This is a genomic window from Helicobacter himalayensis (assembly GCF_001602095.1).
In the GTDB taxonomy this organism is placed as follows: Bacteria; Campylobacterota; Campylobacteria; order Campylobacterales; family Helicobacteraceae; genus Helicobacter_F; species Helicobacter_F himalayensis.
This window is the reverse complement of record NZ_CP014991.1, coordinates 800,409-814,079: the sequence shown is the minus strand read 5'-3', so window position 1 is coordinate 814,079 and position 13,671 is coordinate 800,409. Positions and strand designations below refer to the sequence as shown.

The following is a 13,671-nucleotide window of genomic DNA, read 5'->3' as shown; positions in this document are numbered from 1 at the left end:
CATAGGAATCCCATAAAAGAAGGATTTTGCAACAAATGACAACAACACGAAGGAAATTTTTTAGTGCATTTTGTTTGTTTTGCCTGCAAGGCATTGTAACTAGCACAATAACCCACACAACAAAAACCAATATACACGCCTTCTATCACAAAATAAGCTCCATTAAGAGAAACCTTTACAAATCCAACACAGGCAAATACGCAGAGCTATCAAACATAAAAAAGTCTTTATAACGCGATGAGCAAATTCCTACCAAATCAACACAACCTTAAGGAGAGAAAATGAGCCAGCATAATATTGATAAAAACACACAAAACACAAACACAAATCCACTAGAATCTAAGTACATCGGACTTTATGAGCCACGCTTTGAACACGATTCTTGCGGAATTGGCGCGGTGGTGAATATCAAGGGGATAAAATCTTACAAAGTCATTGATGATGCGCTAAATATCCTTATGCAACTAGAGCATCGTGGCGGTGCAGGCGCGGAGGAAAATAGTGGCGATGGCGCAGGGATTTTGATACAGATTCCACACGAGTTTTTCTCCACGCAAGAGCTAGGATTTACCTTGCCAAAAGAGGGCGATTATGCAGTGGCGCAGATTTTTCTCTCATCAAACTATGAAGCTAAGGAAGAAGGCAAGAAAATTTTCTTAGAAGTGCTACAAGAACAAAATCTGCAATTTTTAGGATTCCGCGCTGTGCCTTATAATCCAAGCGATATTGGGCAAAGCGCACGCAATGCAATGCCTTATTTCCTTCAAGCCTTTGTCGCGCGTCCAACAGATAGCGCAAGGGGTTTAGAATTTGAGCGCAGGCTTTATCTTGCAAGACGCACAATAGAGAAACGCGCGCAAAATGTGCCAAAATTTTATATCTGTTCATTTTCTTCACGCACGATTGTCTATAAAGGAATGTTGCTTTCTACGCAACTTAGCGACTTTTATCTTGATTTTAAAGATGTTAATCTTAAGAGCGCTATTGCGTTAGTGCATTCCAGATTCTCAACAAATACTTTTCCTAGCTGGGAGCGCGCACACCCTAATCGCTATATGGCACATAATGGTGAAATAAACACGATTAAGGGCAATGTTGATGCAATCACAGCACGACAAGGACTCTGCAAGAGCGAATACTTTAGCGATTTGAATGAGGTATTTCCTATCATTGCAAAGCCGAGCTCAGATTCTGCGATGTTTGATAATACATTGGAGTTTTTGAGTCTCAATGGGCGCAGTCTTGAGGAAGCCTTTATGATGATGATACCAGAGCCGTGGAGCAAAAATGAAAATATCGACTCCAAAAAGCGTGCCTTTTATGAATACCACTCTACGCTAATGGAGCCATGGGACGGACCTGCGGCGATTATTTTTACTGATGGTGTGATGATGGGTGCTAGCCTCGATAGGAATGGATTCCGCCCTTCGCGCTACTATATCACCAAAGATAATTTCCTAATCCTTGCTAGTGAAACCGGCGCGCTAAAGATTGATGAAAGCAATATCCTAGCCAAAAAACGCTTGGAGCCGGGCAAAATTCTGCTTGTAGATACTGCACGCGGGAGGCTTGTCTCTGATGAGGAACTCAAAAGTCAATACGCCAACGCAAAGCCTTACAGCAAATGGCTAGAAAATCTCATCAAACTAGAAAAGCTAGAATCTAAGGGCTTTAAAGAGGAATTTTTGGATTCTGAAAGCCTTTTGCGCTTGCAAAAAGCTTTTGGCTGGAGCTATGATGAGGTCTCTCAAAGTATTCTGCCAATGGCGCAAAATGGCAAGGAAAGTCTCGCTGCTATGGGGATAGATACGCCCTTAGCGATATTAGACCCAAAACCACAGAATCTTTTTAATTATTTCAAACAGCTTTTCGCGCAAGTCACCAACCCACCACTTGATGCTTTGCGCGAGGAAATCGTCACAAGCCAACGAATCTACCTCGGACGCGAGGGCAATCTCTTGCAGCCAAATGAGAATAATTGCAAGCGCGTGAAACTCACCCAGCCAATCATTAGCAACGAGGAACTTTATAAAATCGAAAATCTCAAGGATTTCAAAGTCGCGCGATTAAATCTTACATTTTCACACAAAAAGCAAAACTTAGAAACCGCGCTTGAAGTGCTTTTTGAAAAAGCATTAAAAGAAATTGAAAAAGGTGTGTCAATCCTAATCCTAAGCGATAGGGGTGTGAATGAAGAGCAAAGCGCGATTCCCTCACTGCTAGCTGTTTCTGGGCTTCATAATTACCTTGTACGTTGCAATCGCCGCACACACGCAAGCCTCGTAATAGAATCTGCCGAACCACGCGAAATCCACCATCTAGCCTGCTTGCTGGGCTATGGTGCGACTGCAGTTTGCCCATATCTTGTGTATGAAAGCATAAACGCACTCATTGTGCGCAATGGCTTAGAAATAAGCTACAAACAAGCGGTGGAAAACTACATACACGCGAGTATGGGCGGTATCGTCAAGATTGCCTCAAAAATGGGAATCTCCACTATGCAAAGCTACAATGGCGCGCAAATCTTTGAATGTGTGGGTATAAAATCTAATGTGATAGAAAAATACTTCACCTCCACGCCTAGCAAGATTGAAGGCATTGGATTAGAAGAAATAGCAAGTGATTATGCGCGCGTGCATAAGAGTGCGTTTGAATCCACCACACGCGCCCTTGATTCCAAAGGCTTGCATAATTGGCGCGCAGGAAAAGAGGAGCATTTACTCGATCCGCTTGTGATTTTCAAACTGCAAGAAGCTTGCAGGCGCGGGGATTATGCGCTATTTAAGGAATATACGAGCCTTGTGGATTCTAAGCTTGTGAGTTTGCGTGATTGCTTGGAGTTTGATACCACACAAGCCATTGGGATAGAGGAGGTTGAAAGTGTGGATTCTATTGTGAAACGTTTCAAAACAGGCGCGATGAGCTATGGCTCTATTTCAAAAGAAGTGCATGAATGTCTAGCAATTGCGATGAATCGCCTAGGTGGCAAAAGTAACTCAGGCGAAGGTGGTGAAAACCCCGAACGCTACGCACCTATGGCAAATGGAGATTCTAAATCAAGCGCGATAAAGCAAGTCGCAAGTGGGCGCTTTGGTGTGGATATTGAATATCTTGTCAATGCAAAAGAATTGCAAATCAAAGTCGCACAAGGTGCGAAACCGGGCGAAGGAGGACAATTGCCGGGCTTTAAAGTATATCCATGGATTGCACGCGCGCGCCACAGCACGCCCGGTGTTACGCTTATCTCCCCTCCTCCACACCACGATATTTACTCTATCGAGGATTTAGCACAGCTCATCTATGACCTCAAAAACGCCAACACAAGCGCGCAAATCTCTGTCAAGCTCGTAGCAGAATCTGGTATCGGCACCGTGGCTGCGGGCGTGGCAAAGGCTGGAGCGAATATTATCCTAGTCTCTGGATATGATGGAGGCACGGGTGCAAGTCCGCGCACAAGTATCGCCAATGCTGGGATTCCTTGGGAATTAGGACTTGCAGAAACACATCAAACGCTTATTTTAAATGGATTGCGCGATAGGGTGAGAATCGAAACAGATGGCAAGCTTCTAAGCGGGCGCGATTTGGCAGTAGCAGCATTGCTTGGCGCGGAAGAATTTGGTTTTGCCACCGCACCGCTTATGGTAGTGGGCTGCACGATGATGCGCGTATGTCATCTTAATACCTGCCCTTTTGGCATCGCTACACAAGATAAAGAATTGCGCGATAGATTTAAGGGCAAGCCTGAATATGTGATGAATTTTATGCGCTTTATCGCGCAGGAATTGCGTGAATATATGGCAAAACTTGGCTTTAGAAGTGTCAATGAAATGGTGGGGCGTGTGGATAAGCTCCGCCAAAAACCACTCACCGGCAAAGCTAGCAATATCAATTTGGATCGTATGATACAAGATCTAAGTACTTACAACAAAAGCGCTGTGCATTTTAAGGGCTTCAAAGACAACAAGCTAGAAAAAACGCTAGATTCTCGCGTGTTGCTTCCACTATGCACACGCGCGCTAAGTCAAGGCAAAAAAATCAAGCTCGCCCTTGAAGTAAGCAACCTAAGTCGCACCTTTGCTACGACACTTTCAAGCGAAGTTACCAAAACCTATGGCGCAAAAGGCTTGGAGGAAGACAGCATACAAATTACTGCCATAGGCAATGCGGGCAATAGTTTTGGCGCGTTTTTAAATTATGGAATCCGCCTAGAAATCATCGGCGATGCAAATGACTATCTAGGCAAGGGCTTAAGTGGTGGGAAAATCATCGCCAAAAGCGCGCCAGAATCTACTTTCAGTTCAGAAGAAAATATCATCGTGGGAAATGCCTGCCTCTATGGCGCGAGTGCCGGAGAAGTGTATCTTGATGGCATCGCAGGGGAACGCTTTTGCGTGAGAAATTCTGGTGTTAGTGCTGTGGTGCTAGGAATGGGCGTGCATGGGTGTGAGTATATGACTGGCGGGCGCGTGCTAATACTTGGTGATGTGGGGGAAAACTTCGCAGCGGGTATGAGTGGGGGCTACGCATACATTCTCGGACAGCACAATGTTCCACGCATAAACACTGAGCTAGTGGATATTCGCGCGTTAAACAAAGATGATGAAAAAGAGGTGCGCAAGTGGCTTGAGACGCATATCGCCTACACGCAGTCTAAAAAGGCGTGCGAGGTGTTAGAGCGCTTTAATAAAAACGACTTTTTCAAAGTAATGCCACGCGATTATGAGCGCGCACTCAAAGCACTAGAATCTTGCAAAAATGAATCCAACCCAGATCTCGCGGCATTTGAGGTGATAACAAAGGGTAGCAAATAGATGAATTTGGAACTTGTCAATAATACATTACATAATGTTTAAAAGGAGAGAAAAATGGGTAACCCACGCGGATTTTTGGACTACAAAAGAGAGGATTTAGAGACAATCGCGCCACAAAAGCGCATTGAAAACTATAAGGAATTTTACAAGCCACTGACAAAAAGCGCGCAAGAGATACAAGGCGGACGCTGTATGAATTGCGGTGTGGCGTTTTGTCAAACAGGCATTATCGCACAAGGGCAAAAAATCGAGCAAAACCCCATACAAACAGCATTTCAAACCACGCACAACGCGCGAAATGCGCAAGAATCGCACTCTGTAAATCATAGTGCGATTGGTTGTACGGAGGAGAAAGCCGAGCGTATTAGCGGTGGCGAGGTGGGCTGTCCGCTGCAAAACCTTATCCCCGAGTGGAATGATCTCATTTATCGCGGGCTGTGGAGCGAGGCGTATGATAGACTAAGTCTTACTAATCCATTCCCTGATTTTACGGGTAAAATCTGCCCTGCGCCGTGCGAAGATTCTTGCGTGTGCGCGATAAACACCCATAGTGTGACTATCAAAAATAACGAGCTGGCAATCATTGAAAATGCCTTTTCTGCTGGACTTGTGAAGCCATATACCCCCAAAAAGCGCAGTGGTAAAAAGGTGGCAATCATCGGTAGCGGACCTGCGGGATTGGCGTGCGCGTGGGAGCTGAACGCGCAGGGGCATAATGTGGTGGTGTATGAGCGCAGTGATCGCGCAGGTGGGCTTTTAATGTATGGTATCCCGGATATGAAGCTTGAAAAAAGCTTTGTGGAGCGCAGAATCGAGATTTTGCGCCAAAGCGAGATAGAATTTAAGCTAAATCAAAATATCGATACACCCCAAAAAGCCCAAGAGTTGGAGCAAAAATACGATGCAGTAGTGCTAGCTACAGGTGCAAGCAAGCCCATTGATTTACAGATTGAAGGCAGGGAGCTAGAAGGCGTAATGTTTGCGCTAGATTTTCTCACCCTCAACACCAAAAGCTTACTAGATTCTCATAAAGGTGCGGAATTAGCAAAGGATAAAAATGTGCTAATCATCGGAAGTGGCGATACAAGCGTGGATTGCGTGGCGGTGGCGCTTAGACAAAGGGCAAAATCCATCACGCGCTTTGAGCGAAGCCCCAAACGTCCAGATTCTCGCCCAAGCTCAAATCCGTGGCCTTTGAAAAAGCAGACATTTAGCACGGATTATGGACTCAAAGAAGCCATCGCGCATTTTGGCAACGACCCACGCCAATACCAAAAACTCACCAAAAAATTTGTCGGCAAAAATGGCAAGGTAAGCGGCGTGGTGGCGTGCGATTTACACTGGAGCACAGAATCTGGAAAGCCCGTAAGTAGCGAGGTGAAAGACAGCCAGAAGGAATACAAGGCGGATTTGGTGCTTTTAGCGATGGGTTTTAGCGGTGCGGAAGATAATTTGGCAAAAAACTTTGGCATAGCACTTGATAAATACACAAACATACAAACACACGCCTACGCTACGAGTAATCCCAAAATCTATGCGTGCGGAGATGCGCGCAGTGGGCAAAGTCTAGTCGTATGGGCAATAAAAGATGGAATCCTCTGCGCGCGCGCTTTGCATAAGAAATTACTTAAAGGTTTAGATTCTAAATAAGATTAAAAATCGCGCTGGGATTTAAACTAGATTCAATCCGAAATCTAGCGAATCAAAAAATCAAGCACCGCCATACGCACACAAACGCCATTTGTTACCTGCTCTAAGACCTTAGAGCGCGGGTCTTTGAGGACTTCATCATCAATATCGATATTCCTATGCACAGGTCCCGGGTGTAGGACGATACATTTATTATCGCCTAAAATCTCCTTGCTCACGCAAAATTTATGTGCATAATCTTTCAAAGAGCCATAAATCACTTGATTATGGCGCTCGGTTTGTGTCCGTAGGCTCATTATCACATCAACTTCTTTGGCAATTGCCCTCAAATCATCGCTCACGCGCAACGAAGTGCTAGGCAAAAAATGCGGTGGCGCTACCAAAATCACTTCCATACCAAAGCGACTTAAAAGCTCGATATTACTATTTGCCACGCGAGAATTGATGATGTCTCCCACAATGGCAATTTTTTTGCCCTTTAAAATTTCTAGGCAGTTGTTTAATCTAGTTTGAAAATCCGCAGAATCTGTGCGTGTGCTTTGAATACATAGTTTCTTAGAATCAAAGCAAAAATGCTCGATAATTGTCAGCAAATCAAGCAGTGCCTGTGTCGGGTGAGAATGCGCGCCATCGCCGCCATTTAAAATAGGGCAATTCACCTTAGAGCTTAGATAATACCCTGCTCCAGCGTTTTTGTGGCGAATAATAATCGCATTTGGATTCATCGCGTTGAGATTTGCAGCTGTATCAGAAATCGTCTCGCCTTTAGCTGTCGAGCTACGCGAAACATCAAGGCGTAAAATCTCACCTCCCAAATTTTTCACCGCCAGCTCAAAGCTACTTAGCGTGCGCGTGGAGTTTTCAAAAAAAATCGTAATGACTTTTTTATTTTTCAACGGAAAATGCGTGGGCGTCTGCGTTGGGATAAGCGATTTGTAATGCAAGGCTTTTTGGAAAATTTCCAAAATCTCTTGCGTGCTAAAATCACTCGTGCGGATAAGATGGCGCGCTTTATTTGCTTGGAGCTTTGTCATTTGAGAATCCTTGTGCGTGAAGTTTTAGGGCGTTGTAAAATTCCAAAAAATCTAACAATTGTATAAAAATTTGCTTTTGGGAATCCTTAGCCTCTTTCTTTAAAATTGCGGATTCTTTTTTGTTGGTGAAAATTTAAGCATTTTTTGTCTATTATTAGCGTTTTTGTTTTATCAAAATTGCAACCCAAGGAACACAATCTATGCTAATCGTGCAAAAATATGGTGGCACAAGTATGGGCGATTGCCAAAGGATTCAAAATGTCGCTGAACGCATTATACAAACTAAGGAGCAAAAAAATTGCGCGCTTGTAGTAGTCGTCTCTGCGATGAGTGGGGAAACCGATAGGCTTTTGGAATACGCGCATTTTTTTAGCACATTGCCCGAAAGTAGGGAGCTTGATATGGCACTAAGTGCTGGGGAGCGTATCACAAGCGCGCTTTTAGCTATTGCGCTTAATGCCAAAGGTATCAAAGCCATAAGCCTAAGCGGGCGCGGAGCTGGTATCATCACAGAATCTACACACACAAAAGCACGCATTAAATACATTCAGACACAGCACATTGAAGAGCTAATAAAGAAAGGTTATGTTGTGGTGGTGGCGGGATTTCAAGGTGTTGATGAAAATGGAGAGGTTACCACACTTGGGCGCGGTGGAAGTGATTTAAGTGCGGTGGCACTAGCTGGTGCGTTGAAGGCGGATAAATGCGAGATTTACTCTGATGTCGATGGTATCTACACCACCGATCCGCGCATAGAATCTAAAGCCAAAAAGATAGAAAAAATTAGCTACGATGAAATGCTCGAGCTCGCTTCTATGGGTGCAAAAGTCTTGCTAAATCGCTCTGTGGAGCTTGCAAAAAAGCTGAATGTTAAATTGGTATCAAAAAGCTCGTTTAGTCAAAATGAAGGCACACTAATCACAAATGAGGAGGACATAATGGAAAAGCCTATCGTTAGCGGTGTGGCATTAGATAAAAATCAAGCGAGGGTGAGTATCGCTGATGTACTTGATCGCCCGGGTATCGCAGCAGAAATCTTTGGTATCTTGGCTCAAAGCAACATTAATGTTGATATGATTGTCCAAACCATAGGGCGCGATGGCAAAACAGATATTGATTTCACAATTCCGCAAACTGAAGTCGAGCTTGCAAAAAAGGTGTTGGAACGTTTCAAAAACGATGTGGAAAGCATCGAGTATGATTGCGATATTGCAAAGGTGTCAATCGTGGGTGTTGGTATGAAATCCCATACAGGCGTGGCAAGTGCCGCATTTAACGCACTTGCAAAGGATAATATTAATATTATGATGATTGGCACAAGTGAGATAAAAATCTCAATGATCGTAAATATCAAATATGCTGAACTTGCGGTGCGCACGCTACACGATGTGTATCATTTAGATAAATAAAGGATTGCAAAACTATGGAGATTCTCGATACTTGGCTTATTGAGGCGATTAGACAAGAAGATGATAAAGGCATTATGAGTGGCTGGCTAGAAGAACATAGACTTAATCTTGTGCCGCTTTTTCGTCAAGCGTTGCGCCATCTTTTTGCGCGCGGAAGCTTTATTTTACTAAGCGATTTAAAGTTTGAGTGGCTCACGCGCTATATCGCACAAAATATCAATATGCCAAATAAGACGCGTCCATTTTTTCCTATTTTTGAGGTCAATTCCCTTGGATTTATGATAGATTCTGTGCATAGAGATACGGAAGATAGAGGATTTCTAGCGATTTCTAAAATGCTAGAGCATTCTTTTTGCAAGAATTACGCGCTTTGGTATATTGGCAAAAAAACCGCGCGGGGGGAATTTGCACTCGCACAAGAAAACTCTTTTATATGGCTTTTGGACGAACAAATGCCGCATTGCTTTTCTTTAAGCTCGGTTGATGAATTACTTGATTACAAACTTTTGCAACTCTACAAACTTTTTGAAAAAACTCTGTGTGCGGCAATGCTAGGACAGCTCACGCTAGAAGCGTAAAAAGGTCCTAAAATGGCAGATTCCACGCAAATAGATTCTAAAAGTGCCGCACAGGATTTTTTCATTGGCGAGCTTCATATAAGTGCAGAATCTGAAAATCTCATCGCCACGCTCACCCAAAATATCAGCAAAGAATATCTCAAAATCTTTCACCCAAAAGATGACAATGGCAAGGAATTAGAATTTAAAATCGATGATGCGCGCGAAGTTATCGCACAAAGCCATATGGCAAGTGCGCAGACAAAAACACTCATACTTTGTGCGCCAAAATATCGCATAGAGGCTCAAAATGCGTTGCTTAAGATTCTGGAGGAACCGCCAATTAAGACAAAATTTATCCTTATCGCGCCGAGCAAAAATGCTATTTTACCAACCATCATTTCACGCCTTAGGACAACAATCCATAAAGATTCTAAAAAACTCCCAGACTTTGAACTCAATGTCAATAACCTAAGCCTTGTTGCGATTTATGAGTTTTTACAACAATGTGATAAACAAAATAAAAGCGTGTATGAAGTCAAAGAACACATACAATCCCTCCTTTTTGCTCTCCACACTGCGCGTATAAGACTTAAAGAACGCGATTTAAAAGCCTTTGATAACGCCATAAAGCAAGCAGATAGCTTTGTAAAAGAAAGCTACATTTTTCTTCCGCTTCTTTTAAGAGTGCGCGCACTCACCAGCGCGAGAAAAAAACTATGAATGTGCTAAGCCTCTGCCCCACTCACGCACAAAATGCGCTCAAACGCATAGGTGCTGAAAAAATGGGCGAAAAAATTATGTCAAAAAAAATAGAAATGCTGTATTTTGAGGTGCGCGATTTAAGCCACATTGCAAGCGCGATTTTAAAGCAAGAAGCCCTAAGCGTGGGTGCAGAATACGCCAGCCCAAGGGAACAGATTCTCTACAAAGGAGAAAAAATCGGATTGCTTTTTGGCTCAAAGACAAATTTAGCGCGCTTAAGTCAAAAGCTCACAAAGCAAAGCTTTGGTTTAAAAGAACTCGCTCAAGTCCTGCAATCTCATCTCAAGCCAAAGGTATTTTGCACACTGAAAGATATTCTTTCACACACGCAAGACCTCGCGCAAGATTTAACCACATATGAAAATCTCAAAAAGCAAGCGTGTCAAAATATTATGGCAATCCTCAATGTTACGCCTGATAGCTTTTATGAAGGAAGTCGCAAGAACTCGCAACAAGCGATTGAGCGCGTGTATGAATTGCTTGAACTTGGCGTGAAGTTTATTGATATTGGCGCGGCTAGCTCGCGTCCGGGCTCTGAAACAATAGAATCTAGCACAGAAATTACGCGCCTTAAAGAAATTTGCACTGAAATAAAATCACAGAATCTCTACAAACACGCGCTTTTTAGTATCGATACTTATAATCCCCAAACTGCAGCATTTGCGCTAGATTCTCACTTTTCAATCATTAATGATGTGAGCGGATTTAAACACAAAGATATGGCAAGGATTAACGCTTCATTTGGTGCAATAGCGCTTCTTATGCACTCAAAAGGCACACCAAAAAATATGCAACAAAAAACGCGGTATGAAAATCTTTTTAGCGAAATTGATGCCTTTTTCACGCAAAAAATCGAGGAAATCCTAAGTGTGGGCGGAAAAAAAATCATTTTAGACATTGGCTTTGGCTTTGCAAAGACAAAAGAACAAAATCTCGCACTTGTAAGCCATTTAAACCATTTTAAACATTTTGGTTATCCACTCTTGCTTGGCGCTAGTCGCAAAAGCACTCTAGGCGAGCTAACTAATAAAGACGCACAAAATCGCCTAAGCGCGACTTTGGCATTGCATTTGCTAGGAATGCAAAATGGCGCAGAAATCCTGCGCGTGCATGATGAGATGGAGCATATTGACGCGCTGTGCGTGCATTATGCGCTCAAAAACAACCACCTACAAGGACTCATCTAATGCTTGATATTACTCGCAAAACGATGGAACTTCTCTTGCAATCACACGGCTACACCGCAGAGCAATTGCAAGCCTTACCTACAAACGAGATAAAAAAAGCGTATGAGAAAATCACACGGCAATTTTTAAGCGCATTTTTGCAAAACAATAGCGAAAACAAAACGAGCAAAATTTCCTCATCATTTTTAGATTCTGATGAAATTAATACATACAAACAAAAGCTTAAATCCTGTGTGAAAGACATTGTCGCGCTGTTGCAGGCACTTATGGAAGGCTATGAAAAGTTTGATATTGTCGAAGTCAATGATATGCTAGCAATCGTGGCAAAAAATCAGTCTATGCACAAAATGCAGAGAATCTCACATATTGCCTATCATCTCTTGCAGGAAAAATTGCTTTCACAAATTGAAAACTACCTCAAAGAATTGCCAAAGCAAGAATTTAAAATGCTAAAAGAGCATTATGAGCGTCAAAGAGAGGATTTAAACGCACTTCGCACAACGATAGAAAAACTCGCTGACCCACTGACAAAAGAGCAGATTCTCAGTATGGCACGCACAAAGCTTTTTGTGGTGAAAGAATTTATGCCTGAACTCCTCAATGATACCTACAAAGACTACTACAACAACACGCCAGAAAAGCTAGAGCTTGTCTCAAAGCTTATGGCACTAACAGGGCTTTACACAAAAGAATATTTGAAAGAAACACCCTTGCCAAAACTCCAAGAAATGTATGAAGAAATCCTTGAATACAACCGACAAGAAGAAGAAGATAGAAAAATGTTTCTTAAGTATTCCTCTGCCTTACAGGAGAGTATTTATAGCAATGATGATGAGATATTTAACGAGGTATGCTCACGCGCAGTAACGCACCTAAGCAACAAACAACTTACAATGCTTGTGGATTATATGAGCGGACAAAACCCTTTCTTTTTAAGCAAATTTGAATCTGTAATGAATGAATACAAAAAAAAGCTTAATATCAAAAAGTGAGACGAGCCAATGACACTAAGCGTGAGCGAGCTAAATACCCAAATTAAGGCGCTGGTTGAAAGCAACTTTTTACAAGTAAGCATAAGAGGCGAGATAAGCAATCTCACAATCCATTCCAGCGGACATATATATTTTAGCCTCAAAGATAAAGATTCTCAAATCCGCTGTGTGCTGTTTAAAGGTAGCGCAAGAAATGTGAAGTTTAAACTTGAAAATGGCTTAAAAGTCATCGCGTATGGAAGTCTAAGCCTCTATATCCCGCGTGGGGAATACCAAATCCAATGCGTGAATTTAAGCATTGAGGGTTTGGGCGAACTTATCCTTGCATATGAGCAGCTAAAGGCGCGGCTAAAAGAAAAGGGCTATTTTGACAAAGCTACGCCACTGCCAAAATTCCCGCGCAAAATTGCCATTCTCACTTCTCTAAGCGGTGCGGCAGTCCATGATATGCTAAAAATTGCTTCAAAGCGTTGGAATCTCTCTCAAATCTTTCTCCTTGATACGCTCGTGCAGGGCGAAAGTGCGCCAGAATCCATCGCGCGCAACATTGCATATATCGATAGTTTTTTTAACACGAAAAACGCCTTTGATGTGATAATTATAGGACGTGGTGGGGGAAGCATCGAGGATTTATGGGCGTTTAATACTGAATGTGTGGCGGAGGCGATTTTCAACGCGCGCACGCCGATTATTAGCGCGGTGGGGCACGAAAGCGATGTAGTGATTTCTGATTTTGTCGCGGATATGCGCGCACCCACACCAAGCGGAGCGATGGAGCTACTTTTGCCGGACAAACAAGAGTGGCTTTTGCGTATTGATGAAATGCTAGATTCTCTGCACGCAAGTTTTTTGCGGACATTGAGACAAAAAGATTCTAGTTTGCAAAATATGCAAGCCCTTTTGTACGCACAAAGTTTTGAATCTAAAAATACTCTGCAAAATGAGAATCTTAAGAATCTAAAAACAATGCTTGATTCTCAAATAAACGCGCTACTGCAAGAAAAATCGCACGTTTTGGAATCCTTGCAAGCACAATTGCAGGCACAGATTCCAAAAATCCACACACAAAAACTTGCGCTTTTGCAGTCTTTGCAATACGCCCTTGATTCCAAAAATCCACACAATCTCATCACGCAGGGCTTTGTGCAGTTACGCAAAGATGGTAAAAACACAACATTAAACGCGCTTAAAAGTGGCGATGTGATAAACTTAGAAGACGCGTTAGACTCTAAATCTGCGCAGATTTTACCTTAAAACAAAAGAGTG

At 42.8% G+C, this 13,671-nt stretch carries 9 protein-coding genes; 8 read left to right on the top strand and 1 reads right to left on the bottom strand.

Annotated features, from left to right (window positions below):
• Window positions 1-281: 281 nt before the first annotated feature.
• Complete coding sequence (gene gltB / locus A3217_RS03970; protein WP_082807868.1) at window positions 282-4,811, top strand: glutamate synthase large subunit; 4,530 nt, start codon at window positions 282-284, stop codon at window positions 4,809-4,811.
• A gap of 54 nt (window positions 4,812-4,865) precedes the next feature.
• The gene (locus A3217_RS03965) at window positions 4,866-6,461 is read left to right on the top strand and encodes a glutamate synthase subunit beta (protein ID WP_066388197.1); all 1,596 of its coding nucleotides are present in this window, start codon (window positions 4,866-4,868) and stop codon (window positions 6,459-6,461) included.
• A 44-nt stretch (window positions 6,462-6,505) separates the two neighbouring features.
• On the opposite strand, the gene A3217_RS03960 is transcribed toward A3217_RS03965, so the two are convergent.
• Complete coding sequence (locus A3217_RS03960) at window positions 6,506-7,495, bottom strand: aspartate carbamoyltransferase catalytic subunit (protein WP_066388195.1); 990 nt, start codon at window positions 7,493-7,495, stop codon at window positions 6,506-6,508.
• A 200-nt stretch (window positions 7,496-7,695) separates the two neighbouring features.
• Between A3217_RS03960 and A3217_RS03955 the strand changes: the two genes are divergently transcribed.
• From A3217_RS03955 to xseA, 6 genes are read left to right on the top strand one after another with little or no spacing between them, the layout of a single operon-like run.
• Window positions 7,696-8,904 (top strand): aspartate kinase, encoded by a 1,209-nt coding sequence (locus A3217_RS03955; protein WP_066388187.1) that lies wholly within the window; start codon window positions 7,696-7,698, stop codon window positions 8,902-8,904.
• Between the two features lie 14 nt (window positions 8,905-8,918).
• Window positions 8,919-9,482, top strand: coding sequence for a HobA family DNA replication regulator (locus tag A3217_RS03950; RefSeq protein ID WP_066388185.1), 564 nt, complete (start codon window positions 8,919-8,921; stop codon window positions 9,480-9,482).
• 12 nt (window positions 9,483-9,494) lie between these two features.
• Window positions 9,495-10,184 carry a DNA polymerase III subunit delta' gene (locus tag A3217_RS03945; protein WP_066388183.1) on the top strand — a complete coding sequence of 230 codons (690 nt, stop codon included), beginning with the start codon at window positions 9,495-9,497 and terminating at the stop codon, window positions 10,182-10,184.
• Window positions 10,181-11,413, top strand: coding sequence for a dihydropteroate synthase (gene folP, locus A3217_RS03940; RefSeq protein ID WP_066388180.1), 1,233 nt, complete (start codon window positions 10,181-10,183; stop codon window positions 11,411-11,413). Before A3217_RS03945 ends, folP begins: the two co-directional genes overlap by 4 nt.
• The gene (locus A3217_RS03935) at window positions 11,413-12,405 is read left to right on the top strand and encodes a hypothetical protein (protein ID WP_066388172.1); all 993 of its coding nucleotides are present in this window, start codon (window positions 11,413-11,415) and stop codon (window positions 12,403-12,405) included. Before folP ends, A3217_RS03935 begins: the two co-directional genes overlap by 1 nt.
• A gap of 9 nt (window positions 12,406-12,414) precedes the next feature.
• Window positions 12,415-13,659, top strand: coding sequence for an exodeoxyribonuclease VII large subunit (xseA, locus tag A3217_RS03930; RefSeq protein WP_066388170.1), 1,245 nt, complete (start codon window positions 12,415-12,417; stop codon window positions 13,657-13,659).
• Window positions 13,660-13,671: the final 12 nt, after the last annotated feature.

Excerpts from the sequence above, each read along its gene's own strand:
- folP (WP_066388180.1), top strand. The coding sequence starts at position 10,181 with ATGAATGTGCTAAGCCTCTGCCCCACTCACGCACAAAATGCGCTCAAA.
- A3217_RS03945 (WP_066388183.1), top strand. The coding sequence starts at position 9,495 with ATGGCAGATTCCACGCAAATAGATTCTAAAAGTGCCGCACAGGATTTT.
- xseA (WP_066388170.1), top strand. The coding sequence starts at position 12,415 with ATGACACTAAGCGTGAGCGAGCTAAATACCCAAATTAAGGCGCTGGTT.
- A3217_RS03935 (WP_066388172.1), top strand. The coding sequence starts at position 11,413 with ATGCTTGATATTACTCGCAAAACGATGGAACTTCTCTTGCAATCACAC.
- A3217_RS03960 (WP_066388195.1), bottom strand. The coding sequence starts at position 7,495 with ATGACAAAGCTCCAAGCAAATAAAGCGCGCCATCTTATCCGCACGAGT.
- A3217_RS03950 (WP_066388185.1), top strand. The coding sequence starts at position 8,919 with ATGGAGATTCTCGATACTTGGCTTATTGAGGCGATTAGACAAGAAGAT.
- A3217_RS03965 (WP_066388197.1), top strand. The coding sequence starts at position 4,866 with ATGGGTAACCCACGCGGATTTTTGGACTACAAAAGAGAGGATTTAGAG.
- A3217_RS03955 (WP_066388187.1), top strand. The coding sequence starts at position 7,696 with ATGCTAATCGTGCAAAAATATGGTGGCACAAGTATGGGCGATTGCCAA.
- gltB (WP_082807868.1), top strand. The coding sequence starts at position 282 with ATGAGCCAGCATAATATTGATAAAAACACACAAAACACAAACACAAAT.